23 protein-coding genes are annotated in these 24,470 nt (G+C 43.7%); 4 read left to right on the top strand and 19 right to left on the bottom strand.

Annotated features, from left to right (window positions below; translation table 11 throughout):
- Nucleotides 1-403: 403 nt before the first annotated feature.
- Nucleotides 404-1,354 carry a cysteine synthase A gene (gene cysK / locus ACLS0A_RS02050; protein ID WP_416082212.1) on the bottom strand — a complete coding sequence of 317 codons (951 nt, stop codon included), beginning with the start codon at nucleotides 1,352-1,354 and terminating at the stop codon, nucleotides 404-406.
- Nucleotides 1,355-1,473: 119 nt separating this feature from the next.
- Nucleotides 1,474-2,322, bottom strand: coding sequence for a sulfate transporter CysZ (gene cysZ / locus ACLS0A_RS02055; RefSeq protein ID WP_416082213.1), 849 nt, complete (start codon nucleotides 2,320-2,322; stop codon nucleotides 1,474-1,476).
- 161 nt (nucleotides 2,323-2,483) lie between these two features.
- Between cysZ and zipA the strand changes: the two genes are divergently transcribed.
- A complete protein-coding gene (zipA, locus tag ACLS0A_RS02060; protein WP_416082214.1) occupies nucleotides 2,484-3,485 on the top strand; it encodes a cell division protein ZipA in 1,002 nt (333 codons plus the stop codon).
- Nucleotides 3,486-3,614: 129 nt separating this feature from the next.
- A complete protein-coding gene (gene ligA, locus ACLS0A_RS02065) occupies nucleotides 3,615-5,636 on the top strand; it encodes an NAD-dependent DNA ligase LigA (protein WP_416082282.1) in 2,022 nt (673 codons plus the stop codon).
- A 74-nt stretch (nucleotides 5,637-5,710) separates the two neighbouring features.
- On the opposite strand, the gene hslU is transcribed toward ligA, so the two are convergent.
- The 4 genes from hslU to ubiA form a co-directional block, all read right to left on the bottom strand.
- Entirely contained in the window at nucleotides 5,711-7,042 is a 1,332-nt protein-coding gene (hslU, locus tag ACLS0A_RS02070; RefSeq protein ID WP_416082215.1) for an HslU--HslV peptidase ATPase subunit, read from the bottom strand.
- A 44-nt stretch (nucleotides 7,043-7,086) separates the two neighbouring features.
- Nucleotides 7,087-7,407: a DMT family transporter gene (locus ACLS0A_RS02075; protein WP_115250108.1), complete on the bottom strand. Its 321-nt coding sequence runs from the start codon at nucleotides 7,405-7,407 to the stop codon at nucleotides 7,087-7,089.
- 14 nt (nucleotides 7,408-7,421) lie between these two features.
- Entirely contained in the window at nucleotides 7,422-7,946 is a 525-nt protein-coding gene (gene hslV, locus ACLS0A_RS02080) for an ATP-dependent protease subunit HslV (RefSeq protein WP_017805350.1), read from the bottom strand.
- A gap of 165 nt (nucleotides 7,947-8,111) precedes the next feature.
- Entirely contained in the window at nucleotides 8,112-8,978 is an 867-nt protein-coding gene (ubiA, locus tag ACLS0A_RS02085) for a 4-hydroxybenzoate octaprenyltransferase (RefSeq protein WP_416082216.1), read from the bottom strand.
- Between the two features lie 127 nt (nucleotides 8,979-9,105).
- Here ubiA and glpE point away from each other — a divergent pair, with 127 nt between their 5' ends.
- Nucleotides 9,106-9,441 (top strand): thiosulfate sulfurtransferase GlpE, encoded by a 336-nt coding sequence (gene glpE, locus ACLS0A_RS02090; RefSeq protein WP_416081175.1) that lies wholly within the window; start codon nucleotides 9,106-9,108, stop codon nucleotides 9,439-9,441.
- Between the two features lie 118 nt (nucleotides 9,442-9,559).
- On the opposite strand, the gene brnQ is transcribed toward glpE, so the two are convergent.
- Together brnQ and ACLS0A_RS02100 are read right to left on the bottom strand one after the other, a co-directional pair.
- Nucleotides 9,560-10,891, bottom strand: a complete 1,332-nt coding sequence (gene brnQ, locus ACLS0A_RS02095) for a branched-chain amino acid transport system II carrier protein (RefSeq protein ID WP_416082217.1) — start codon at nucleotides 10,889-10,891, stop codon at nucleotides 9,560-9,562.
- Nucleotides 10,892-10,903: 12 nt separating this feature from the next.
- Complete coding sequence (locus ACLS0A_RS02100) at nucleotides 10,904-13,222, bottom strand: Tex family protein (RefSeq protein ID WP_416082218.1); 2,319 nt, start codon at nucleotides 13,220-13,222, stop codon at nucleotides 10,904-10,906.
- A gap of 137 nt (nucleotides 13,223-13,359) precedes the next feature.
- Between ACLS0A_RS02100 and greB the strand changes: the two genes are divergently transcribed.
- The gene (gene greB, locus ACLS0A_RS02105) at nucleotides 13,360-13,836 is read left to right on the top strand and encodes a transcription elongation factor GreB (protein ID WP_103854785.1); all 477 of its coding nucleotides are present in this window, start codon (nucleotides 13,360-13,362) and stop codon (nucleotides 13,834-13,836) included.
- 2 nt (nucleotides 13,837-13,838) lie between these two features.
- Here greB and agaF read toward each other — a convergent pair whose 3' ends face one another.
- The 11 genes from agaF to ileS all read right to left on the bottom strand — a co-directional run bounded on the left by agaF (nucleotide 13,839) and on the right by ileS (nucleotide 24,305).
- Nucleotides 13,839-14,273: a PTS galactosamine/N-acetylgalactosamine transporter subunit IIA gene (gene agaF, locus ACLS0A_RS02110; RefSeq protein ID WP_416082219.1), complete on the bottom strand. Its 435-nt coding sequence runs from the start codon at nucleotides 14,271-14,273 to the stop codon at nucleotides 13,839-13,841.
- Nucleotides 14,274-14,344: 71 nt separating this feature from the next.
- The gene (gene agaE / locus ACLS0A_RS02115; protein WP_103853839.1) at nucleotides 14,345-15,187 is read right to left on the bottom strand and encodes a PTS N-acetylgalactosamine transporter subunit IID; all 843 of its coding nucleotides are present in this window, start codon (nucleotides 15,185-15,187) and stop codon (nucleotides 14,345-14,347) included.
- Complete coding sequence (agaW, locus tag ACLS0A_RS02120) at nucleotides 15,177-15,953, bottom strand: PTS N-acetylgalactosamine transporter subunit IIC (protein WP_103853840.1); 777 nt, start codon at nucleotides 15,951-15,953, stop codon at nucleotides 15,177-15,179. The genes agaE and agaW overlap by 11 nt, the downstream gene beginning before the upstream one ends.
- A gap of 18 nt (nucleotides 15,954-15,971) precedes the next feature.
- Nucleotides 15,972-16,445, bottom strand: a complete 474-nt coding sequence (agaV, locus tag ACLS0A_RS02125; protein WP_103854788.1) for a PTS N-acetylgalactosamine transporter subunit IIB — start codon at nucleotides 16,443-16,445, stop codon at nucleotides 15,972-15,974.
- A gap of 251 nt (nucleotides 16,446-16,696) precedes the next feature.
- Complete coding sequence (locus ACLS0A_RS02130; RefSeq protein WP_416082220.1) at nucleotides 16,697-16,900, bottom strand: hypothetical protein; 204 nt, start codon at nucleotides 16,898-16,900, stop codon at nucleotides 16,697-16,699.
- 216 nt (nucleotides 16,901-17,116) lie between these two features.
- Nucleotides 17,117-18,448, bottom strand: a complete 1,332-nt coding sequence (locus tag ACLS0A_RS02135) for an ATP-binding protein (RefSeq protein WP_416082221.1) — start codon at nucleotides 18,446-18,448, stop codon at nucleotides 17,117-17,119.
- Entirely contained in the window at nucleotides 18,448-19,116 is a 669-nt protein-coding gene (locus tag ACLS0A_RS02140) for a response regulator (protein WP_410682672.1), read from the bottom strand. Before ACLS0A_RS02140 ends, ACLS0A_RS02135 begins: the two co-directional genes overlap by 1 nt.
- Before the next feature lie 74 nt (nucleotides 19,117-19,190).
- A complete protein-coding gene (locus ACLS0A_RS02145; RefSeq protein ID WP_416082222.1) occupies nucleotides 19,191-19,709 on the bottom strand; it encodes a PepSY domain-containing protein in 519 nt (172 codons plus the stop codon).
- A 146-nt stretch (nucleotides 19,710-19,855) separates the two neighbouring features.
- Nucleotides 19,856-20,800 (bottom strand): 4-hydroxy-3-methylbut-2-enyl diphosphate reductase, encoded by a 945-nt coding sequence (gene ispH / locus ACLS0A_RS02150; RefSeq protein ID WP_035687950.1) that lies wholly within the window; start codon nucleotides 20,798-20,800, stop codon nucleotides 19,856-19,858.
- Complete coding sequence (gene lspA, locus ACLS0A_RS02155; protein ID WP_416082223.1) at nucleotides 20,797-21,291, bottom strand: signal peptidase II; 495 nt, start codon at nucleotides 21,289-21,291, stop codon at nucleotides 20,797-20,799. The genes ispH and lspA overlap by 4 nt, the downstream gene beginning before the upstream one ends.
- Nucleotides 21,292-21,485: 194 nt before the next feature.
- The gene (gene ileS / locus ACLS0A_RS02160) at nucleotides 21,486-24,305 is read right to left on the bottom strand and encodes an isoleucine--tRNA ligase (RefSeq protein WP_416082224.1); all 2,820 of its coding nucleotides are present in this window, start codon (nucleotides 24,303-24,305) and stop codon (nucleotides 21,486-21,488) included.
- Between the last annotated feature and the right edge of the window lie 165 nt (nucleotides 24,306-24,470).

Raw genomic sequence — 24,470 nt, forward strand, 5'->3', positions numbered from 1 at the left:
AGGCGATTTTTCCCAATTTCCCACTTTCCCAATTGTTTTCTACACTCAGACAAAAAAATTTTTTTTCACGCTGCTAGAAAAATTTTTTGCTTATTGGCTAGTAACCAAGAATATTAAAATTTTTCATTATGCTGATGATGTTTGATGAATGATAATTAGCCTTGGCAAAAGCTAGCAAAAAATAACAGTGATCCTAAATGATCCCTTTTTTCAACAATCGAAATAAAAAAGCCTTATAATACAATGCCTTAAATTACTGAATGGCGAACCCTCTCACCGCCATTCTATACTTTAAGGTTTCCTTTTCTTTTCCAGAAATTTGCTATTTTAATTATTCTTTCATAGTAAAAAAGGATTTATTCCTTAAAATAAATCCCTTAAAGCTATTTGTAGTCAATAATGATTAACCTTCAACCCCTTCAAACAATGCGGTGCTTAAATAACGCTCTGCGGCGGAAGGGAGAATGGCGACAATCAGTTTATCAGCAAATTCAGGCAATTTGGCAAGGCGATCGGCCGCAGCTACTGCTGCACCTGATGAAATGCCAGCTAGAATCCCTTCTTCCGCCATTAAATGGCGCGCGGTGGCAATGGCGGTTTCGCTATCCACACGTTCTACGCGATCGATTAAGGAAAGATCGAGATTTTTCGGGATAAATCCTGCGCCGATGCCTTGAATTTTATGCGGACCTGGTTTCACTTCTTCGCCATTTAAGGTTTGTGTGATCACGGGGCTTTCTTCAGGCTCAACGGCAACAGAAAGAATTTGTTTGCCTTGATCAAGTTTGATGGCTCGCGAAATTCCCGTGATTGTGCCGCCTGTTCCCACTCCAGCGACCAACACGTCAATTTTGCCGTCCGTATCATTCCAAATTTCCAAGCCCGTGGTTTGGCGGTGAATCTCTGGGTTGGCGGGATTTTCAAATTGTTTCAGCATTACATAACGGTTTGGATCGCTTGCCACAATTTCTTCCGCTTTTGCAATGGCACCTTTCATTCCTTTCGCCCCTTCGGTTAGCACAAGATTAACGCCCAAGCCTCTTAATAAGCGTTTGCGCTCAGAACTCATTGTTTCTGGCATTGTGAGCGTTAATTTATAACCGCGCGCGGCTGCCACATAGGCTAAGGCGATCCCTGTGTTACCGCTGGTGGCATCAACAATTTCTTTGTCTTTGGTGAGAATACCGTCTTTTTCCGCTTGCCAGATCATATTCGCCCCAATGCGGCATTTCACGCTAAAACTTGGGTTACGCCCTTCGATTTTCACCACAAGATTGCCATTGTTGCCAAAATGTTTAAGGCGGACTAAAGGGGTGCGTCCGATGGAATAAGAATTATCGCTATAAATTGTCATTGTGTTCACCTGTTTAATTTGAATTAAAAGTGCGGTCATTTTTAGCATAGTTTTTCGGCAATAAAAAATAGCCGTTTGCTATATTTTATAACTAACGGCTATTTAGGCTTTAATTTCAACTAGTTAATAAAGCGATCTGACTGATTTTTTAACGCATCTCGCTGATTATTGACAATTTTCGTGCGACTATTTTGTGTCGATTTATGATGCGGTTTAAATTCAAATAAGGCGTTATCGCGATATTTTTCCACCCACATTGCCGTTGCACCGCATACTGCCACAGGAATAATCACCAAATTGATGATTGGCACAAAGGTACAAAAAGTAATTAAGCCGCCAAAGGTTAAACTTAGCGTGCGTGTTTCGCCCAATTCATTACGCATAATATGGAAAGGAATTTTGTGGTTATCAAAAGGGTAATCGCAATATTGGATCGCCATCATCCACGCAGTAAATAAAAAGGTCAGCACAGGCACGATAGACTGCCCTAATACAGGAATAAAACTTAGTAAAAACAAGGCGATAAGTTTTGGTAAGCTATACCATAATTTTTGCCATTCACGCCCTAACATTCGTGGAATATCTTTGATGAAATCCATTGTACTCATTTCAATGAGATTTTCGCCCGTGAGCATTTGCTCCACTTTTTCTGCGAGCAAGCCGTTGAAAGGGGCGGCAATAAAGCCTGAAAGGGTGGTAAAGGCAAAATAAAATAGGGTTAAAAGCATAAAAATGGATAACGCAAGCAAAATGCCACTTAACCACGCCAACCAATCGGGAACATAGCTGATCAGGCTATCAATTAGCCCACCAATGTTACTCATAAACAGCCAAAACAGCCCCGAAAGCAATAAAATATTGAGCAAAATTGGCATAATCACAAAACGTCTTAAGCCTTTTTGTGTAATCAAATGCCAGCCCATCACAAAATAGTGAAAACCTTGTTTAAGTTCCTTTGCTTGCAACATTACTTTTCCTAAAAAATCTATCTAATCAAATAAAAATGCGGTTTAGCATACAAAGTGCGGTGAAAAAAATCAATTTTTGCATATCACCGAATTTGCAAAATATGGTAAGCTATCAACCAATTTGTGCCGCCCTTTGGTTTAAAGTTGGGAGAAGACAAGTAATGGATTTGAATACTATTTTGATTATTTTAGGCATCATCGCCTTGATCGCTTTAGTGGTTCACGGAATATGGTCGAACCGCCGTGAAAAATCACAAATTTTTGAAAATGGCAAAACATTTAGCAAAGATTATCGCGTTCGCCAACCACAAGAAAATCTTGATCAGCAGGTTCAAAATGAAAATGCCGCACAAGCTGTGCCAGAAAGCCTTCAGCCAGCTCAACAGCATTTAGATTTTGGCGCAGAACAACATACATTTTCTACACCTTCTACGCCTCAAAGAGAAGCCCCCCAAAATGTGGAGCAGGCGGTTAATCAAATTAAAATTAGTTTGCCAAATGAGCCAGAACCTATTCAAGCCAATGTTGAACCCGTTGTGAGCTATCAAACCCCGCAAAATTTGGCAACGGCAACTATCTCTGAAATTGAAGCGACAATTAACGCAGATGAAGGAATTCACGCAGAACACAAATTATCTGAAGTGTTAGCCAGTGCGCCAGAAACGCAGATTCAAATTGAACGTGAACGCCCAACCGTAGAATTTGAAGAAGTGGCAGAAAGCACACCAGCTCAACAGGCAGAAGAACAGCAAACGAGCCAAGCCCAAGACTTCTTGATGCTTTATGTGGTATCACCAGAAAATCGTGATTTTAACGGCGCTGATTTAGCCAGAGTGCTTGATGATCTTGGTTTTATTTTTGGTCATCAACAAATTTACCACCGCCACTTGGATCTCAGCGTGGCAAGCCCTGTGTTATTCAGTGCGGCGAATATTCAACAGCCCGGCACCTTTGATCCAAACAATATGGCCGATTTCTACACCGTGGGCATCGCATTATTTATGCAGCTGCCGTCCCACGGTAACGATCTTGTTAATTTACGAATGATGATCCGTGCCGCCAAAACCCTTGCCGAAGAACTGGGTGGCTTTGTGCTAACGGATCAGCAAGAAATTTTTGATGACAATGCGGAAAAAGCCTATTTGGCTAAAGTGAGTGCTTAAAAAGACAGAAAAAAGCACCGCACTTTCTTTTATCGCAACTGGCGGGCCACTGTGTCCGCCTTAATTATTTGCTCAATATCTAATATTCAGTAAAACAAAAGTGCGGTGATTTTTTAGAAGGAATTAATGATGACAGAACAACCCCTTGCCCAGCAAATTGAACAATTACGCCAAACCTTGCGCTACCACGAATATCAGTATCACGTTTTGGACGAGCCAAAAATTCCCGATGCAGAATATGACCGTTTATTCCACCAGTTAAAAGCCTTGGAGCAGGCTCACCCTGAATTTGCCGACAGCCACTCGCCCACCCAACGTGTGGGGGCAAAACCTCTTGCAGGCTTTGCGCAAGTAACCCACGAAATTCCAATGCTTTCCTTGGATAACGCTTTTTCTGATGAAGAATTTAATGCTTTCGTGAAACGTATCCAAGATCGCTTAGGCGTGCTACCTGAGCCATTAACTTTCTGTTGTGAACCGAAATTAGACGGTTTAGCGGTCAGTATTTTGTATGAAAATGGTGTGCTAACCCAAGCGGCTACTCGTGGTGATGGCACAACAGGCGAGGACATCACTGCCAATATTCGCACCATTCGCAATATTCCGTTACAGCTTTTAACCGACAATCCGCCAGCACGTTTAGAAGTGCGCGGTGAAGTATTTATGCCACAAGCTGGCTTTGAAAAGCTCAATGAAATGGCGCTCGCCAAAGGGGAGAAAACCTTTGCTAATCCACGCAATGCAGCGGCAGGATCGTTGCGTCAGCTTGATCCCAAAATCACCCGCCAACGCCCATTAATGCTCAATGCTTATGGCATTGGTGTGGCAGAAGGCGTGCAGTTACCCGATACCCATTTTGCTCGCTTGCAATGGCTGAAATCCATCGGTATTCCTGTTAATAAAGAAATTGAGCTATGTAATGGCGTGGAAAATGTGCTGAAATTCTACCGCACTATGGCAGAAAAACGTCCGCATTTAGGCTATGACATTGACGGCACAGTGCTGAAAATTAACGACATTGCCTTGCAAGAACAACTTGGTTTTATTTCCAAAGCACCACGTTGGGCCATCGCCTATAAATTCCCTGCGCAAGAAGAACTCACCGTGCTAAACGATGTGGAATTTCAGGTGGGAAGAACAGGCGCAATTACGCCCGTGGCAAAACTTGAACCTGTGTTTGTGGCAGGCGTAACCGTAAGCAACGCCACCTTGCATAATGGCGATGAGATCGAACGTTTGAATATTGCCATTGGCGACACCGTGATTATCCGCCGCGCAGGGGACGTTATCCCACAAATTATTGGCGTAGTGGCAGATCGCCGCCCTGCCAATGCAAAACCGATTATTTTCCCTACTTATTGTCCTGTGTGTGGCTCGGTGATTGTGCGTATTGAGGGCGAGGCCGTTGCGCGTTGTACCGGTGGCTTGTTCTGCGAAGCACAGCGCAAAGAAGCGCTCAAACATTTTGTTTCGCGTAAAGCGATGGATATTGACGGCGTGGGCGCAAAACTTATTGAGCAACTGGTGGATCGTGAACTCATTCACACCCCTGCGGATCTGTTTAAATTAGACGAAGTCACTCTAATGAGATTAGAGCGAATGGGGCCGAAATCCGCTGAAAATGCATTAAATAGCTTAGAAAAAGCGAAAAAAACCACCCTTGCACGTTTTATCTTTGCGCTTGGTATTCGCGATGTGGGCGAAGCCACGGCGCTCAATTTAGCCAATCATTTTAAAAATTTAGATGCAGTGAAAAATGCGGCTATTGAGCAACTACAAGAAGTGCCTGATGTGGGCGAAGTGGTGGCAAATCGCATTTTCGTATTTTGGCGTGAACCACATAATGTGGACGTGGTAAACGATCTGATCAACCAAGGCGTACATTGGGACGATGTGCAAGTGCAAGAAGTGGGTGAAAATCCGCTAAAAGGCAAAACGGTGGTACTCACTGGTACACTCACCCAAATGGCACGCAACGATGCCAAAGCCTTATTGCAACAGCTCGGCAGTAAAGTTACTGGCAGCGTTTCCGCCAAAACCGATTATTTAATCGCGGGCGATAACGCAGGCTCGAAACTCAACAAAGCCCTTGAATTAGGCGTGAAAATTTTAACCGAAGAAGAATTTCTGACTATCGCTAATTCAATTTAATTATGCTGCAAATAAAAGAGCGGTGAAAAATCTTGAAATTTTCCACCGCTCTTTTTATTTATAACATCAATATATTACAGAATAAAACGACTTAAATCTTCGTTTTCTACCACTTCGCCTAGAGCATCTGCAACGTAAGCGCTGTCAATGGTAACTTGTTCGCCGTTCATATCGCTAGCGTTGAAGGAAATTTTATCCATTAAACGTTCCATTACCGTATGCAAGCGGCGCGCGCCGATGTTTTCAGTTTTCTCATTGACACGGAAAGCGGCTTCAGCGATTTTCTTGATCGCATCTTGAGTGAAAGTAATATTCACGCCCTCTGTTGCCATTAAAGCTTTATACTGCTCGGTTAAAGACGCATTAGGCTCAGTCAAAATTCGCTCAAAATCTTCCGCACTTAGGGCAGAAAGTTCCACACGAATTGGTAAACGACCTTGCAATTCAGGGATTAGATCGGAAGGGCGAGCCACTTGGAATGCGCCAGAGGCGATAAATAAAATATGATCGGTTTTCACCATTCCGTGTTTTGTGCTAACCGTTGAACCTTCGACTAATGGCAGTAAATCACGTTGTACGCCCTCACGCGAAACATCAGCGCCACTGTATTCGCCTTTTTTACAGATTTTGTCGATCTCATCAATAAACACAATGCCGTTTTGCTCTACCGCTTCAATGGCTTTTTGTTTGAGTTCTTCAGGATTAATTAATTTCGCCGCTTCATCATCAACAAGGGCTTTGAACGCGTCCTTAATTTTCATTTTGCGGGTTTTGGTTTTGCCGCTCGAAAGATTTTGGAACATTGACTGCAACTGGCTCGTCATTTCTTCCATTCCCGGTGGTGCCATAATTTCCACGCCCATTGATGGTGCAGCAACATCAATATCAATTTCGCGCTCATCAAGCTGTCCTTCACGCAATTTTTTGCGGAATACTTGGCGTGTGCTGCTATTGGTGTCGTGATTTTCCACTTCACCCCATTGGTTTTTCGCTGGGGGTAATAAGGCATCTAAAATGCGATCTTCTGCTGCTTCTTCTGCACGGAAACGATTTTTTTCGATTTCTGTTTGACGCACGAGTTTCATCGCACTGTCGGTGAGATCGCGGATAATAGAATCCACTTCTTTCCCTACATAGCCCACTTCAGTAAATTTGGTGGCTTCCACTTTGATGAAAGGCGCATTGGCTAATTTCGCTAAACGGCGTGCAATTTCAGTTTTACCCACCCCAGTCGGCCCGATCATTAAGATATTTTTAGGGGTAACTTCGTGGCGTAATGGTTCTTGTAATTGCATTCTACGCCAGCGGTTACGCAGGGCGATAGCCACTGCTCTTTTAGCATCGGCCTGACCGATAATATGTTGATCTAATTCAGAAACAATTTCACGAGGTGTCATTTCAGACATAATGTAATCCTTTTTTCTAAACCATTTATACAAAATAAATGGGATTAATGTGATGTTAATTTTAACACGATAACACCACCTACAATCATCATTGCCCCTAATGCTCGCCAAAATGTGAGTGCATCATCATAAAACAGCACGCCAACAATAAAAGCTCCAGCAGCACCAATTCCTGTCCATACGGCATAGGCGGTTCCCATTGGTATGGTTCGCTGTGCAAGGTAAAGCAATGTGCCACTGCCGATCATAAAAATAATCGCAAGCAGTGATCCCAACAGGGCTTTGTTAGGCTGGGTGGCAATTTTCAAGCCAATTGGCCAGCCAATTTCAAGCAAGCCTGCACAAACTAAATAAATCCACGCCATTTTAAATCTACGCGTTATGGCAATTCTTCAATGGTGAAATTTGTGTTGGTATAAACGCAAATATCCCCTGCAATTTTGAGTGATTTTTCTACGATTTCACGGGCTGAAAGATCGGTATTTTGCACTAACGCGCGTGCCGCAGACATTGCATAGTTGCCGCCCGAACCAATGGCCAAAATTTGATCTTCTTCAGGCTGTACCACATCACCAATTCCGGTAATGATCAGGCTTTCTTTCTCGTCTGCCACAATCAACATCGCTTCAAGTTTACGCAATGCGCGGTCGGTACGCCAATCTTTAGCTAATTCCACCGCACTTTTAAGCAAATGCCCTTGGTGCATTTCCAGCTTACGTTCAAATAATTCAAACAGAGTGAACGCATCTGCGGTGCCGCCAGCAAAACCTGCCAACACTTTATTGTTATATAAACGGCGCACCTTGCGCGCATTACCTTTCATTACTGTGTTGCCAAGGGAAACCTGACCGTCTCCGCCCACAACCACCTTGCCATTACGGCGTACACTTACGATCGTTGTCATAGAAGTTCCTTTTATTTTGGATAAAAATTTATCAGAGATATGGGGATAAAAAAGACAATTTCAAGTAGAAATAAGCAGATTATTTTTTGATAACCAAATTGTACTGTTCATTTAGAGTAGAAACAGCGGAAAAAATCGCCTTCAATGGCTTGATTTCACTCCAAATTAGACAAAAAAGATGCCAGCAAGAAAAGCGATAAACACGCCCATTCCCACATAATTATTATTTAAAAAGGCGTTGAAACAGTCCTCACGGCGGCGATGACGAGTGAGTTTACATTGATAAACGAAAAGCAATGCCGTAAGCGCAAGTAAAATAAAATAACTATAATGCAAATGGGATTGATAACCGATGAGAACGAGCAATCCTAAGGCAATAAATTGCAATAAGGCGATGATTTTATTGTCATATTGGGCAAATAAAATGGCGGTGGATTTTACCCCAATGCGTAAATCATCATCACGATCCACCATTGCATATTGGGTATCATAAGCCACTGTCCAAGCTAAATTTGCCAAAAAAAGCAACCAACATTGTAAAGGCAGTTGCTCAATTAATGCACCATAAGCCATTGGGATAGACCAACCAAAAGCCGTGCCTAAGAAAAATTGTGGAAGGTGGGTATAGCGTTTCATAAAGGGATAAATAAAGGCTAACATCACCGCAATAAAAGACAAGCCAATGGCGTAATAATTCAGAAATAGCACCAAAATAAAGGCGCAGAATATCAGCCCTGCAAAAAGTAATTTGGCTTCTTTTTCGCTGACTTTCCCCGTTGCTAAAGGACGATGTGAAGTGCGTTTTACTTTGCCGTCAATGTGGCGATCCGCATAATCATTAATCACGCAACCTGCTGCACGCATAATGATTACGCCGAGTACAAATACTATTAGCACCGAAATAGGCGGAAAATTTTTCTCTGCCAAAAACAATGCCCAAAGCGTTGGCCACAATAACAATAATGTGCCAATGGGTTTGTCAAAACGCATTAATTGTGCGTAAGCAGTGAGTTTTTCCGAAAGTTGAGGCATAGTCCTAAATCAGCTAAATCAAAAGTGCGGTTATTTTACTTGAAAAAATCGCAAAGGTCTTGAACAAATTGATCTATGTCAATAAGATAGCGCATTATTTCACGCATAAATAAAAATAAGGAAAAAAATGACCGCACTTAAAGAAATCACGCCACAGCAGGCTTGGCAAATGATGAACGAAGAAAATGCCACGCTGGTGGACATTCGCGATTTCCCCCGTTTTACCCATAGCCACCCAAAGGGCGCGTTTCACTTAACCAATCAAAGCTATGGCGAATTTCAGCAAAAAGTGGATTATGATGATCCCATTATCGTCAGTTGTTATCACGGTATCAGTAGCCGTAATGTGGGTGCATTTCTTATCGAGCAAGGCTACGATAATGTGTATAGTATGCAAGGCGGTTTTATGGGCTGGGAACAAGCGGACTTACCGCTTGAAGGCGAAGCGGTGAAAGAGAGCTAGACAAAAAGTGCGGGTGAAAATTCACCCGCTTTTTTATAGTTAAAAATACTGAAAAAAATACCGCACTTTAAAACAAAAAGGATTGAACATCAGGCTCAATCCTTTTCTTTGGGATAAATTATTTTACTTTGCTTTCTTGAGTAATCGATAAAATCCCTTGTCGCCTACGCCAGTGCAGTAAATAGCCTGCCACCAAGCCCACCAAGGCGAAAGGCAACCATTCAATAGAATAAGGCTTAAGCGGAAGCTGTTCGAGAAAATCCATTTTGCCTGAACCTAGCACAGATAAAACCGACACAAAGGTAACCAAACCAATGGCTAAGCGGTGAGCCAAAATCGGCATTGGCAAAAATAAATTAATCAATAACAGCAAAATGACCGTAATGGTAATGGGATATAAAATCATCAGCACAGGCAAAGAAAGCCCGATCACTTCTTTTAGCCCTAAATTGGCGATCGCAAAGCTAATCAAACAAAATAGGAGTGCGTAAGTGCGGTAAGAAAAACGTGGGAATTGTTGTGCAAAATAGCTACTGATCGAGGCACACAGCCCCACCGCCGTAGTTAAACAAGCCAGCGACACAATGATATTCAGCACCAATCGCCCTAGCTCACCAAAGGCCATTGCGGTAACGTGGTTTAAAATATAAGTGCCAAGATCCTGTTTATTTTGATGTAACTGCGCCAGCACATCAGGGGAAATGATCAAATGATTGCCCACCCAACCAAGGGAAATATAAATAAATGCCAAGGCAACCCCTGCGATCATTGCGGCAAAAATGGTTTGTTTTTGTAATGAAACCGCTTTTACTGCGCTGGATTTAATCGCCCCTAGCACCATTGTGGAAAAGGCGATGGAGGCCAATGCGTCCATTGTCAAATAGCCGTTAATCGCCCCATTGAAAAAATACTGATGGCTATCTGCTGGCATTGGTAGGGGTGTTTTTCCCATTAGCATAAATACCGCTTTCAGCACAAGGGCGATAATGGCGATCAACAACACAGGGGTGAGGATCGAGCCAATCCGCTCCACCATTTTTGACGGATTTAAACTTAACCATAGGGTGATGGCAAAATATACCGCAGTAAACGCCAGTTGCGACAAGGCATCGGCTTGATGTAAAAAGGGGATCATCACCATTTCATAAGACATCGCACCTGTTCTTGGGCCAGCAAAAAAAGGCCCGACCGCAAGGGAAATCGACACCAAAAATAGTACAGAAAACCACGGGTGAATTTGGCGTAACGCAGCCATATAACCACCGCGGTAAAACGCGCCAACAATAATGCCAAGCAGTGGCAAGCCCACGCCAGTTAGCACAAAGCCTGAGATAGACGGCAAAAATTCTGTGCCTGTTTCAAAGCCTAATTTAGGCGGAAAAATCAAATTCCCCGCCCCAAAAAAAATAGCAAACAGCATAAAGCCAATAATAAAGGTATTTTTTGTCATTCAATTTTTCCTTTATTTTTTCCAATTTTTCAACGCATCGGCAAAGGCATTGCCCATTGCGCTGTTATTTTGTGGCTTACGCTGCGCTTGTGCGTTACGCTGATTTTTCGCCGTCAAAGTGCGGTGATTTTTTTCGCCATTTTGTGATTTATCCACAGGCTGTTCGTCTAAACGCATTGTCAGCGCGATACGCTTACGCGCCACGTCCACTTCCAACACTTTGACTTTCACAATATCCCCTGTTTTCACCACATCGTGCGGATCTTCCACAAATTTATTGGAAAGGGAAGAAATATGCACCAGCCCGTCCTGATGAACACCAATGTCCACAAACGCACCAAAGTTGGTTACGTTGGTTACCGTGCCTTCAAGGATCATTCCTGCTTTCAAATCACTGATTTCTTCCACGCCGTCCATAAAGGTGGCAGTTTTAAATTCCCCACGCGGATCGCGCCCCGGTTTTTCTAGCTCTTTGAAAATATCCTGCACCGTTGGTAAACCAAATTGTTCATCAATAAATTGTTTTGCATCGAGCTGACGAATGGCGCTGGCGTTGCCCATTAAATCTTGGATAGATTGCTGCGTGGCTTGCAAGATTTTTTCCACCACAGCATAGGTTTCAGGGTGAACGCCTGACGCATCAAGGGGATTTTGCCCCGCAGAAATGCGCATAAAGCCCGCACATTGCTCAAAGGCTTTCGGCCCTAAGCGGGACACTTTTTTCAGCTCTTCACGGTTTTTAAAACGGCCATTTTCATCGCGGAATTGCACGATATTTTGCGCGAGCGTTTTGGTCATTCCTGCCACGCGAGCAAGTAGCGGTACAGAAGCTGTATTAAGATCCACGCCCACCGCATTCACACAATCTTCCACCACCGCATCTAATTTGCGCGCTAATTGAGTTTGGTTCACATCGTGCTGATACTGCCCCACGCCAATGGCTTTTGGCTCAATTTTTACTAATTCCGCGAGCGGATCTTGCAAACGGCGTGCGATCGACACCGCCCCACGCAACGACACATCAAGCTGTGGAAATTCTTGTGCCGCTAATTCGGAAGCAGAATACACCGAAGCGCCCGCTTCGCTCACTACCACCGTTTGTGGTTTTTGCCCTGAAATTTGCTTTAATACGTCTTTGGCAAAGCGTTCTGTTTCTCTTGATGCGGTGCCATTTCCAATAGCGATCAGTTCCACATTATGGCGTTCGATTAATTGATAAAGGCTCGCCATTGCTGCAGCTGCTTGTCCTGTATGTGGATAAATCGTATCCGTAGCCAATAATTTTCCTGTATTATCCACAACGGCAACTTTCACGCCTGTACGCAAACCAGGGTCTAACCCCATTGTGGTTTTTGCACCAGCTGGGGCGGCCATTAAAAGTGCGGTAAGATTTCGCGCAAAAACATTGATGGCTTCTTCTTCCGCTTTTTCACGCAGCTGGCTCATTAATTCTGTTTCTAAATGTAATGAAACCTTAATCCGCCACGTCCAGCTGATCACCTGCTCACGCCATTTGTCCGCGGGCTGCTGGTTGAAATGCACGCCCAAATGTTGGCGAATAATTTCTTCACAATAACTCTGACGCGCCCCTTCTTCCTGTTCAGGATCAGCATTTAAGCTCAACTGCAAAATGCCCTCATTACGTCCACGGAACATTGCTAAAGCACGGTGCGAAGGCACATTATGCCAAAGCTCTTGGTGATCAAAATAATCTTGGAATTTTTCCCCTTCCTGCTCTTTACCGTCTAAAACTTTAGAAATTAACACCGCACTTTGTTGTAGATACTGACGCACTTTCGCCAATAATTGTGCATCTTCCGCGAAGCGTTCCATTAAAATATAACGCGCGCCGTCTAGCACCGCTTTGCTATCAGCAAAACCTTTTTCTGCATCAATATAAGAGTTTGCTGCGCTTTCAGGATCTTGGCTTGGCTCATTCCAAAGGCTTTCTGCCAACGGCTCAAGCCCTGCTTCAATGGCGATTTGCCCTTTGGTACGGCGTTTCGGTTTGTACGGCAAATACAAATCTTCCAGCTCAGTTTTGCTTTGGGTTTGTTGGATTTGGTCGCGTAATTCCTCCGTCAATTTGCCCTGTTCTTCAATGGATTTCAAAATGGTTTGACGGCGATCTTCTAACTCGCGCAAATAAATTAAGCGGGTTTCAAAATGGCGTAATTGGGTGTCATCTAAGCCGCCCGTTACTTCTTTACGATAACGCGCAATAAAAGGAATGGTGTTGCCTTCGTCCAATAATTGAATCGCAGCTAAAATCTGCTGCGGACGCACCGCAAGCTCTGCGGCAATAATTTGGGAAATTTGTTGATTTAGCATTGGCTCTTATTTTGATTAGTAAAAATTGCCATAGGATACTGGTTTTGCGGGCTTTGCTCAAACACTTCTTAAATTCTTTTCATATTTCTATCTTCAGCTATACTAGTTTTTTCCAAAATAAAGTTACAGAAAACACAATGTCAAAATCAAATTATATTACGCGTAGCGGTTGGAATGCGTTGGATCAAGAATTGAAATTTTTGTGGAAGGAAGAGCGTCCTAAGGTTACGCAAGCGGTATCTGATGCAGCAGCATTAGGGGATCGTAGTGAAAATGCGGAATATATTTATGGTAAACGCCGTTTGCGTGAAATTGATCGCCGTGTCCGCTTTTTGACAAAACGTTTAGAAGTGTTGCAGATTGTGGATTATCACCCTAGACAGGAAGGGAAGATCTTTTTTGGTGCTTGGGTAAGCCTTGAAAATGAAAATGGCGAGGAAAATCAATACCGTATCGTGGGCTGTGATGAGTTTGATCCCGCTAAAAATTGGATCTCCATTGACAGCCCTGTGGCGCGCGCCTTAATTGGTAAAGAAGTAGATGATGAAGTGAAAGTCCATACACCATCTGGCTTAGTGACGTTATTTGTGAATAAAATTTGGTACGAGAAATAGTCTCAAATACCATCATCTTCTGCACGCGCTGTTCTTTTTGTTTTTTGTTGTGCTGAAAATGTGGTGATGCCTTGATTTGCACTGGTTAGAGCTTGTGTGACCAACTCGACAAACTCAAGCTCATCTTTCGCCATAATGACTTCAATCAGCATTTGTAAATTCGTGCCAACAATCACCTCTGCGCGCTCAAACTGTTGTGCAATCATCGCACATTGGCGAAATGGCGTACCGCCTAAAATATCGCAACAAAAAAGCACCGCACTTTCCTGTTCCGCATTGAGATATTGTTCGATATTTTGGCGTAATTGCTCTGGCGTGATTTGTTTGTCATCAAAATCAAAAAAAGCCACCTTTGGATATTGCCCAATAATTTGTTCCAACGCACTTTGTAGCCCTGTGGCGAAATATCCGTGTCCGCTCACGATCAAGGTTGTCATCTTTTTCTCCTTATTGATCTAAAATAGATAAAAAATGCCGAGCAAACACTCGGCATTCATTACAATAATATTTATAGGATACCCGCAAAACGTCCGCCAATGCCAATTACTACGGTGAGAATGATCAAGCGTAACGGTGACCAGTTGCGTTTCACTAAATAGTACATCAATAAGGTGTACACCAGTGGTAAAAAGGCTGGCATTAGCTTGTCTAACACATCAGCTTGCACTTTCACCACGGCATCACCTGCGGTGATTTCAGCGGTGGTTTGGAAGCGGATGTACGTGGCAACTAATGCGCCAATCACGGTCATACCTATCATTGATGCGGCGTGTGATACTTTTTTCGTGTTAGCCTTAATGGTTGGAATAGCCGCTACCCCCATTTTGTAGGCATAATGAGCTAGACCAAAACGTAAACCAAAATGCACGATATTGAAGACCACAAAGAAGAAAATCGCCCCAAGGATCGAACCTTGTAACGCCAAACTTGCGCCAATACCGCCACAAATTGGCAATAAGGTGAACCAGAATAAGGCATCACCAATGCCCCCTAATGGCGCACCTACCGCAATTTTTGTGCTTTGAATGGCGTTCACTTCCTGTTTAGAACGTTCCATTGCCAGCACAATGCCCATTACGAATGTAACAAGGAACGGGTGAGTGTTAAAGAAGCCCAAATGCCCTTTCATTGCCTTGCTTAAATCCGCTTTGTTAGTATGAATTTTTTTCAATGCAGGACTAATTCCATATAACCAACCTGCCGCTTGCATACGCTCATAGTTAAAAGAAGCTTGTAGTAATAAAGAACGCCACGCCATCGTATTAATATCAGATTTAGTGAGTTCTGTACCCATTGTTTGATCTTCGTACACATTATCATTTTGTACGCTTTGACGTGCTTTAGATTCCATCTTGAAACTCCTCTTTTTGCGTTGCTTTTGTTTCAGTATTGCCTTTACGCATATAATCAATCAATGCCATTGCAACTGCCGCTGCAGCAATTGCTAACACCGGCAGATTAAGCCAAGCAGCGCCCACAAAACCTAGGATAAAATAAGGGATATAGGCATTTTTCATCATAATTTTCATTAATACCGCAAACCCGATAGCTGGCATAATGCCCCCTGCCACGCCTAAGCCGTCAATCACTTCTTTTGGCAACATTGCAATGATTTTACCTGCATATTCCGCACCAAAGTAAGTTGGCAAGAACGCACAGAAGAAATAGAACGTACCCAGCACTAACAAACCAAGATAGTTCACATAATCAATGCCTTTGAGATTGGCTTCTTCCGCCATTTGATCACAACGGGACATTACTGCTGACATTACGGAGAATAAGAAGGTGATCCCCATTTGCACTGCAATGGCAAACGGCACGGCAACCCCAACGGCCACTTTTGGATCGGTTTTGGTGGTGATAGCAAATGCCGTTCCCACGATTGTGCCAATAATCACATTTGGTGGCTGCGCGCCTGCTAATGGCGCAAGCCCCATCCAGACTAATTCAAGGGTACCGCCAACTAAAATCCCTGTTTGTAAATCCCCTAAAATCGCTCCCACAATAGGCCCTAATACAACTGGTCTATGAAAATGCGTTAAACCATTATAGAGGTCAAGACCTGCAAAGAATGCAAGTACACCCAATAAGAGTGCCTGTAAAAGTCCAATTTCCATAGTTTCCTCGCTTCTTTCTTACAATAATTTAAACAAATCTATTGCATCTTCGGTTGGCACACCTTGAATAAAGCACTGCACACCAAGCTGGCGTAGCTGTTCAAATGCCGCTCTGTCTTTATCATTTACGGATACGGTTTTATGGATCTGTGTTTTGCCCTCCTCATAATGCATATTGCCTACGTTAATTTTGTCAATTGGCACGCCACCTTGCACTAAGGTTAAAAAATCACTCGGCGTTTTGCACACAAGTAAGATTTTTTGTCGATCCGCCGCGCGGTGGATATTGTCAATCACCTTTTGCAACGGCCAAAAGCGCACATCAATGCCTTCTGCCAGCACCATTTCCATTAGGTTTTGTTGCATGGGATCTTCAGCCACTTCATCATTGGCAACCAACACTAAATTCGCCCCTGCAAAGCCAACCCACTGCACACCAACTTGACCGTGGATCAAACGTTCATCAATGCGATTTAATACAATATTTGGCATACCTATCTCCCTTTAGTCAATTATTTGATTCTTTTTTACGCCTAAATCAGAGAGAAAGCAAAATACAAAGTCAGGAAGTGTGATGTAGATCTAAAAATATCTTTAGTATGCTACAAAAAGGAGATTTGTTAGAACGATATCTAGCAACCGCACTAACAGAATTAAGACGGTAGATTTTTGATTTAAAACTCAGCAGTAAAGGACTATTTTTGAAAAAAACCTCACGATATTAGTGAGGTTTTTATACGTATTTATTTCTCTTCAAACCAAACTCGCTCAGCGGTTACATCAATAATATTGTCGTCTTTTCCGCGTGCCAGTAGGGTGGCGAATACGAAGCCTAAGGAGCTGATACAAAAGGCGAATAGGGTGAATAAGACGAGGCTTCCCATTACGACAAAGTCAATAGCGGCTAATAAAAAGTTTTGTAAAAAGGTGATGAAATTGTGCAACATAAATTTGTCCTCTTTAAAATGTTAGGGGTTAAAAGCTCGCGGGCTGGTTTTCATTTCATACGCGGTTCGCCTTGTTATACTTTTTGTACGTTTTCGGCTTAATGCGGTTGAACGTGAAATGCCTTTCGCGATACATTTTTCATTGCCCTCATCATACAAAAGAAAAATTAGCACAAAATTAGTATATCGCTAAACTTCTTTCACTTTTTTACAGTGTTACTTCGCTAAGCTCACTCGCACCCATAGCCCCGTTGGGAAGTGGCGGCTGTCGCGTAGCTCAATTTTTCCACCGTAGTTTTGAACGATTTGCTGGGCGATGGCAAGCCCTAATCCTGATCCCATTTGGTCTGAGCCAAGTATGCGATAGAATGGGTCGAACACGCGTTGGCGTTCCGCTGTAGGAATGCCGTTGCCGTTGTCTTCCACGTTCAAAATTAAATGCTCTGCCGTATCTTCCGCCCCAAGGTCAATGCGGCTGCCCGTTGGCGTGTAGCGAATGGCGTTATCTACAAGGGTTTTGATTAAAAGATAAAGTTCCGTTTCGTTGCCTTGAAAGAAAATTGGTTGAGGCGATTCCACGCCTAAATCTTGTTGTTTTTGTTCGGCGAGGGGGTATAAATCGGCGATCACTTGGCTAAATACTGATTGAATGGCACATAAAGTGCGGCTCGTTTTTTCGCCGTTTTGCATTCGTGCTAAGGAAAGTAATTGCTCCAAAAGATGGCGGCTGCGTTGAATGCTTTGATTGAGCTGTGCCACTTGCTGAGCGGTTTCCGTCGGTAACGGGTGCTGGGCGAGGCGTTCCGCCTGTAAGGAAATCACGGTCATTGGGCTACGCAATTCGTGCGAGGCATCGGCGATAAAGCGTTTTTGCTGTTGAATGAAACGATCCGTGCGTGCTAAAAATTGGTTGATCGCCAACACGAAGCCCGTAATTTCATTGGGTAAATGGTTTGTCGGCAAGGGGGTGAGATCTTGCTGAGAACGTTGTAGCACTTTTTGCGAAAGCCGTTCGATGGGTTGCATTGTTTGGCGTGTGATCACATAAATCAGCACGGCGATAAGGGGCAAAATCAGCATAAAGGGAAGAAAATTCGCCAGTGCGGCGTGAACGGCTAAATCTTCGCGGTATTCATTTTCTTGTAGCACCACGATAACGCCTTGCGGCACGGTGCGAAGATAGCCGCGATACAACTCGCCTGCGTTTTTTAGATCATAATGAAAGGAATTTTTTTTGTTATTCAATACTGCATAATGCCCTTTTTTTCGTGCGAAGGTGTAAAAATCATTTTGTGGATTTTCGGGCAATTTGAGCTGATCCGTAGGTTTATCCTTTGCAATAAAGTAAACCGCGATGCCGTTTTCATTGTATTTTTCTTCGTGTACAAAGTGCGGTGAAATGTAGCTCGAAATTTGTTTGAGCATTTCATCTTGCAGTTTATGAGTTTGGTAATAAGTATCGTAAAACGCCCAACCGCTGCCTAAAATCGCAACAATGACAACGGTCAAAATCAAGCTGAAACTGAGCCTTGCTTTTATGGAACGCATTATACCGCCTCCGTTTTCGCCATTAGCCAGCCCACGCCTCGTACATTTTTTATTCGCTCTTTGCCGAGTTTTTTCCGCAAGCTGTGAATAAGAAAATCAATGGCATTGCTCTCCACCTCTTCGCCCCACGCATAGATTTTGTCTTCTAGCTCTGCTCTGGAATGGATAATCCCCGCCCGTGTCATTAGCACTTGGAGCAAGGCAAATTCTTTGTTGCTAAGCGGAATGGCTTCGCCGTTCACTTCCACTTGGTAGGTGGTGGGGTCAAGGCTCATATCGCCGTTGATTACTTTCGGCGAGCTTTGTCCGTAATGGCGGCGTAAAATGGCACGAATGCGGGCTTGTAATTCGTTCATATCAAAGGGTTTGATTAAATAATCATCTGCCCCACCGTCTAGCCCCGCTAAACGGCTGTCTATATCATCACGGGCGGTAACGATTAACACGGGCGTGGTGTTTTTCTGTTGGCGTAAGCGTTGCAACAACTGCAAGCCGTCTTGCCCTGGTAGCCCTAGATCCAACAAGACGAGATCATAGGTTTGCGTGATTAATGCCTGCTCGGCAGTGTTTCCGTTGTTCACCCAATCCACCGCATAATGGCTTTCTTTGAGGCTGTCCACCATTGCCTGTGCGATCATTTTGTCATCTTCCACTAATAAAATTCGCATTTTGCCTCCAAAAAACTAATAAAAAACAACCGCACTTTATCAATGCGGTTGCTGAAGTCAAATCTCATTCGGTGTTAGAAACGCTCGCCCGTGTTGGCATCGAGGCGAAGTTTTTCGATTTTGCCATTCACAATGGTTTTAATCTGATACTGCGGGCGATCTTTTTTCACCTTAAATTCAATCTCTTTGATTTTTCCGCCCGTTTGCTGTTGGGCGATGTCCATTGCTTGGGTGAGTGAAATTTTCACCTCTTGCTGCAAACGCTGGCGTTTTTCAGCGTGTTCCGCTTTTTGCTCAGATTTTGATCCCAACACGTCCCCCGTTTTGGCATCAATTTTAAATTCCTGCATTTCGCTGTCTTTCAGCAATTTCACTTCATAGTAGAGATTGTCTTTCTTGTGCTTGAGTTCCACCTCTACCACTTTGCCGTCGAATTTGGATTTTGCCTGATCCATCGCTTGTTGTGCGGTGATGCTGGCTTGCTCAAAAATCGCGGTGTCTTTCAAGCTGTCCGCATAAGCCGTTCCCAATGCCCCGAAGGTTACTACACCGATTAAGGCGGTGGCTAAAAGTGTTTTGCGTAAGTTTTTCATTGTTATACTCCTTTGTTAATCATTAAAATTCATCGTAGGTTGCTGTTCGCTTCCTTAGCGACGGGAGCATTATAAAAAGCTAAAATTAGCACAAAATTAGCAAACACATTTTTTTGGAAAAATTGCACCGCTCGCCACGGAAGCCTTTAATTCACTTCCTTAATGCGTAGCTCTCGCGGCACTTCAAACACGGTGTTTTCTTCACAGCCTTGTAGCTCTTCCACTTGGGTTACGCCAAGCTCTTTCAGGCGATTCACCACCGATTGCACCAGCACTTCAGGGGCAGAAGCGCCTGCGGTAATGCCGATCGTAGAAACATTGTTCAGCCAAGCTTCTTCAATGTCATTAGCATCATCGATCAATTTCGCGGTAACGCCCATTCGGGTGGCAAGCTCTGCCAAGCGGTTTGAGTTTGAGGAATTTTTCGATCCCACAACGATCACCAAATCCGCTTGCTCTGCCAGCTCCCGCACCGCTTGCTGGCGGTTGGTGGTGGCATAGCAAATATCATTCTTACGCGGCCCCTGAATGGCGGGATATTTCGCTTTTAACGCTGCGATCACCTCGCTAGTATCGTCAATAGACAGGGTAGTTTGCGTCATAAAGGTGATGTCGTCCTCTTTGCTCAAAGCCAGTTTGGCGATGTCTTCCACATCTTCCACCAAATAGATCCCGCCCTCCGCGTTATCATATTGTCCCATTGTGCCTTCCACTTCGGGGTGTCCTTCGTGTCCGATTAACACTGCTTTTGTGCCTTTGCGACTGGCCCGTGCCACTTGCATATGCACTTTGGTAACCAACGGACAGGTGGCATCAAACACTTTTAACTCGCGTTTTTTCGCTTCTTGACGCACCGCTTGGGAAACGCCGTGGGCGGAAAAGATCACAATTGCCCCATCTGGCACTTCGTCTAATTCTTCTACGAACACCGCACCACGCTCACGCAAACCATTGACCACAAAGCGATTATGCACCACTTCGTGGCGAACATAGATCGGTGCACCGTGAATTTCTAAAGCTAATTCCACAATGCTAATGGCACGATCTACGCCCGCACAGAAACCACGCGGGTTGGCTAAAATAATTTTCACTTGGCTTTCTCCGTTTTCTTCTCGCCATTTTTTATTGCGTCAATGGCAAGCAATGCCGCCCCAATACAAATGGCAATATCCGCCACGTTAAACACGGGATAATGCCATTGTTGCCAATAAAAATCGAAAAAATCCACTACAAAGCCGTGATAAGCCCGATCTGCCATATTGGCTAACGCACCGCCAATAATTAGAGCATAGGCACTATTTTGTAAGCGTTGGCTTGCTTTATTTTTGGCTAAGAAAATCACGAGCATTGCGGAAATTCCAATAGCAAGTAGGATAAAAAAGCTTTTCTGCCAGCCTGAATGATCCGCAAGAAAACTAAATGCTGCACCATAATTTCGCACATAGGTGAGATTAAAAATAGGCAAAATTTGCACGCTGTCATACAGGGCAAAATGGCTCACAACGGCATATTTGCTCAATAAATCGATGCCAAAAACCACCGCACTTAGCCAAAGGAACGCAAGTCCTGATTTTTTTAACATTGGGTATCCTGTTTTATTCAGCGAATGTTTTTATCGCTACAATTCGCTATTTATTAATACGGGCGAACACACAGGTTCGCCCCTACACAACACATAGGTTCGTCCCGACAAATAGCTATAACAAAAAGCGTGCGAAAAAAGCACCGCACTTTGTTATTTTGCAGACAAAGTGCGGTCGGATTTTTTGACGTTTTTTACGCGAAATGTCTGACTTCGCCCTCGCCGTCCACGTTTTCCACACAACGAGAACAAAGCGTTGGGTGGTCGGAGTTTTGTCCGATGGTGTCGGAATAATGCCAGCAACGCGGACATTTTTCGTTGGCAGAACGCACCACTTTCACTTTAAAGCCGTCCACTTCACCATCCTCAACATCAGCTTCGGCAAGTGGTTTCACTTCGGCTTTTGAGGTAATCAGCACAAAGCGTAATTCATCGCCTAATTGAGATAAAATCTTCGCGTATTCTTCGTTTGCGTAAAGGGTAACTTCCGCTTCCAATGCTGCACCGATCACTTTATCCGCACGGGCTTGCTCTAATACGCGATTGACTTCATCACGCAGTTTTAGCACTTGTTGCCAGTAAGCGTCATTCATTGTTTCATCAGCGTTCAATGGGAATAAGTCCTTGTAGAACTCTTCGGTAAACACAAATTCCGCGCGTTCACCAGGGATATATTGCCAAATTTCATCAGCGGTGAAAGATAAAATCGGCGCAATCCAACGCACCAAGGCTTCGGCAATATGCCATAAGGCTGTTTGGCAGCTACGGCGCGCAAGGCTGTCTGCTTTGGTGGTGTATTGGCGGTCTTTGATAATATCTAAATAGAACGATCCCATTTCGATTGAACAGAATTTCATTAAACGCTGAACAACGGCGTGGAATTGATAATTATCATAAGCTTCTTGGATCTCTTTTTGTGCATTCAAGGCACAGTCCACCGCCCAACGATCGAGTACGATCATCTCTTCTGGTTTAACTAAATCGCGTTTTGGATCAAAGCCATTTAGGTTCGCCAAAAGGAAACGCGCCGTATTACGAATACGGCGATAGCTATCAGCTGCACGTTTTAAGATTTCGTCTGACACAGACATCTCACCAGTGTAATCCGTTGAAGCTACCCATAAACGTAAAATATCGCCACCGAATTTGTCCATCACTTCTTGCGGAGTCACAATATTTCCGATGGATTTTGACATTTTACGCCCTTGTCCGTCTACCGTAAAACCGTGCGTAAGTACTTGTTTATACGGAGCTTTATTGTCTGTTGCAGTAGAAAGCATTAAGGACGACATAAACCAACCGCGATGTTGATCCGAGCCTTCCAAATACATATCTGGCTCTTTGCCGTTAAACTCTGGGCGAACTTTTACGACAGAATTGTAGGTTGATCCTGAATCGAACCACACATCAAGGGTGTCTGGTACTTTTTTGTAATCTTTCGCTTCTTCGCCAAGCAATTCCGCAGGATCGAGATCCCACCACGATTGAATGCCCGCTTGCTCCACGCGTTTTGCCACTTCTTCGATTAATTCCAACGAACGCGGGTGCAATTCTTCCGTGTCTTTATGAATAAACAGGGCGATTGGCACATTCCAAGTACGCTGACGGGAAATACACCAGTCTGGGCGGTTTTCTACCATTTTTTCAATACGAGCTTGACCCCAATCTGGGATCCAACGCACTTTTTTGATTTCCTCTAACGCCTGCTTGCGTAAGCCGTTAGTTTCCATTCCGATAAACCATTGTGGTGTGGCACGGAAAATAATTGGCGTTTTGTGTCGCCAGCAATGCGGGTAGCTGTGGCGAATTTTTTGTACTTTTAAGAGATTGCCTTTTTCAACAAGTTTTTCAATCACTAAGTCATTACTTTCAAAGACTTTTTTGCCTGCGAAAAATGGTGTGTTGTCATTAAAGACACCTGCGTCAGTAATTAAATTCGCCATTTCTAAGCCGTATTTTTGTCCGACAATATAGTCGTCCTGACCGTGATCGGGAGCGGTATGCACTAAGCCCGTACCGCCGTCAGTGGTAACGTGATCGCCCAAAATCACAGGCACGCTATACTCATAGAATGGGTGGTTAAAGCGGAGCAATTCTAAATCCGCCCCTTTGGCTGAGCCTAGTACTTTCACATTTTCTTCACCAAGGGCTTTTTGCACGCTTTCCACCAATTCTTTAGCTAAAATCAAGCGTTTATCGCCAAATTGCAGCAGTTGGTAATCTAAATCCGCATTCACCGCAATCGCACGGTTTGATGGCAACGTCCAAGGGGTGGTTGTCCAAATTACAGCGAAAATTTCACCACTACCCGTTTCTGTTAAATTGAATTGATTTAACACCGCACTTTCATCAACGGCAGGGAATGCCACATAGATTGACGGCGAGGTTTTGTCTTCGTATTCCACTTCCGCTTCAGACAGCGAAGAAGCACAATCCAAGCACCAATGCACGGGCTTATAGCCTTTGTATAAATGGTTGTTTTCCACCACTTTGGCAAGGGTGCGAATGATATTCGCTTCGGTGTCATAATTCATTGTTAAATAAGGATTATCCCAATCCCCTAACACGCCCAAGCGGATAAAATCTTTCTTCTGCCCTTCCACTTGTTCATAGGCATATTTGCGACATTCTTCGCGGAATTGTGCGGCAGAAATTTTATCGCCCGCTTTACCTACCAAGCCTTCCACTTTTAATTCGATCGGCAAACCGTGGCAGTCCCAACCCGGGATATAAGGGCTGTCAAAGCCCGCTGCGGTTTTAGATTTAATAATAATGTCTTTTAAAATTTTATTTACAGCGTGTCCAATGTGAATTGAGCCGTTGGCATAAGGAGGGCCATCGTGCAGAATAAAGGATTTTTTCCCTTGTGCAGATTGTCTAATTTTTTCGTAAAGTTTTTTCTCATACCAATTTTTAAGCATTACTGGCTCGCGTTTCGCCAGATCGCCACGCATTGGAAACCCTGTCGCTGGCAGGTTTAGCGTGTTTTTGTAATCTACAGTTTCATTCGACATTTGTTTTTTCCACGTTGTATAAAAATAAAATCTTGCATTTAATGCACAATGATTCCCGCATTATACGCATAAATGCGGCAATGTGAAAGAATGGCAATGCGCGAATTGCTGATTAAAGTGCGGTGCTTTTTTGGCAAGCTTTTTTACCGCACGTTAAATTATTTA

The sequence above is a fragment of the Avibacterium volantium genome (assembly GCF_049366555.1).
GTDB classification, from domain to species: Bacteria; Pseudomonadota; Gammaproteobacteria; order Enterobacterales; family Pasteurellaceae; genus Avibacterium; species Avibacterium volantium_A.

Coding starts and splice junctions, on each gene's coding strand:
- cysK (WP_416082212.1), bottom strand. CDS start 1,354: ATGACAATTTATAGCGATAATTCTTATTCCATCGGACGCACCCCTTTA.
- cysZ (WP_416082213.1), bottom strand. CDS start 2,322: ATGTTGCAAGCAAAGGAACTTAAACAAGGTTTTCACTATTTTGTGATG.
- zipA (WP_416082214.1), top strand. CDS start 2,484: ATGGATTTGAATACTATTTTGATTATTTTAGGCATCATCGCCTTGATC.
- ligA (WP_416082282.1), top strand. CDS start 3,615: ATGACAGAACAACCCCTTGCCCAGCAAATTGAACAATTACGCCAAACC.
- hslU (WP_416082215.1), bottom strand. CDS start 7,042: ATGTCTGAAATGACACCTCGTGAAATTGTTTCTGAATTAGATCAACAT.
- ACLS0A_RS02075 (WP_115250108.1), bottom strand. CDS start 7,407: ATGGCGTGGATTTATTTAGTTTGTGCAGGCTTGCTTGAAATTGGCTGG.
- hslV (WP_017805350.1), bottom strand. CDS start 7,946: ATGACAACGATCGTAAGTGTACGCCGTAATGGCAAGGTGGTTGTGGGC.
- ubiA (WP_416082216.1), bottom strand. CDS start 8,978: ATGCCTCAACTTTCGGAAAAACTCACTGCTTACGCACAATTAATGCGT.
- glpE (WP_416081175.1), top strand. CDS start 9,106: ATGACCGCACTTAAAGAAATCACGCCACAGCAGGCTTGGCAAATGATG.
- brnQ (WP_416082217.1), bottom strand. CDS start 10,891: ATGACAAAAAATACCTTTATTATTGGCTTTATGCTGTTTGCTATTTTT.
- ACLS0A_RS02100 (WP_416082218.1), bottom strand. CDS start 13,222: ATGCTAAATCAACAAATTTCCCAAATTATTGCCGCAGAGCTTGCGGTG.
- greB (WP_103854785.1), top strand. CDS start 13,360: ATGTCAAAATCAAATTATATTACGCGTAGCGGTTGGAATGCGTTGGAT.
- agaF (WP_416082219.1), bottom strand. CDS start 14,273: ATGACAACCTTGATCGTGAGCGGACACGGATATTTCGCCACAGGGCTA.
- agaE (WP_103853839.1), bottom strand. CDS start 15,187: ATGGAATCTAAAGCACGTCAAAGCGTACAAAATGATAATGTGTACGAA.
- agaW (WP_103853840.1), bottom strand. CDS start 15,953: ATGGAAATTGGACTTTTACAGGCACTCTTATTGGGTGTACTTGCATTC.
- agaV (WP_103854788.1), bottom strand. CDS start 16,445: ATGCCAAATATTGTATTAAATCGCATTGATGAACGTTTGATCCACGGT.
- ACLS0A_RS02130 (WP_416082220.1), bottom strand. CDS start 16,900: ATGTTGCACAATTTCATCACCTTTTTACAAAACTTTTTATTAGCCGCT.
- ACLS0A_RS02135 (WP_416082221.1), bottom strand. CDS start 18,448: ATGCGTTCCATAAAAGCAAGGCTCAGTTTCAGCTTGATTTTGACCGTT.
- ACLS0A_RS02140 (WP_410682672.1), bottom strand. CDS start 19,116: ATGCGAATTTTATTAGTGGAAGATGACAAAATGATCGCACAGGCAATG.
- ACLS0A_RS02145 (WP_416082222.1), bottom strand. CDS start 19,709: ATGAAAAACTTACGCAAAACACTTTTAGCCACCGCCTTAATCGGTGTA.
- lspA (WP_416082223.1), bottom strand. CDS start 21,291: ATGTTAAAAAAATCAGGACTTGCGTTCCTTTGGCTAAGTGCGGTGGTT.
- ileS (WP_416082224.1), bottom strand. CDS start 24,305: ATGTCGAATGAAACTGTAGATTACAAAAACACGCTAAACCTGCCAGCG.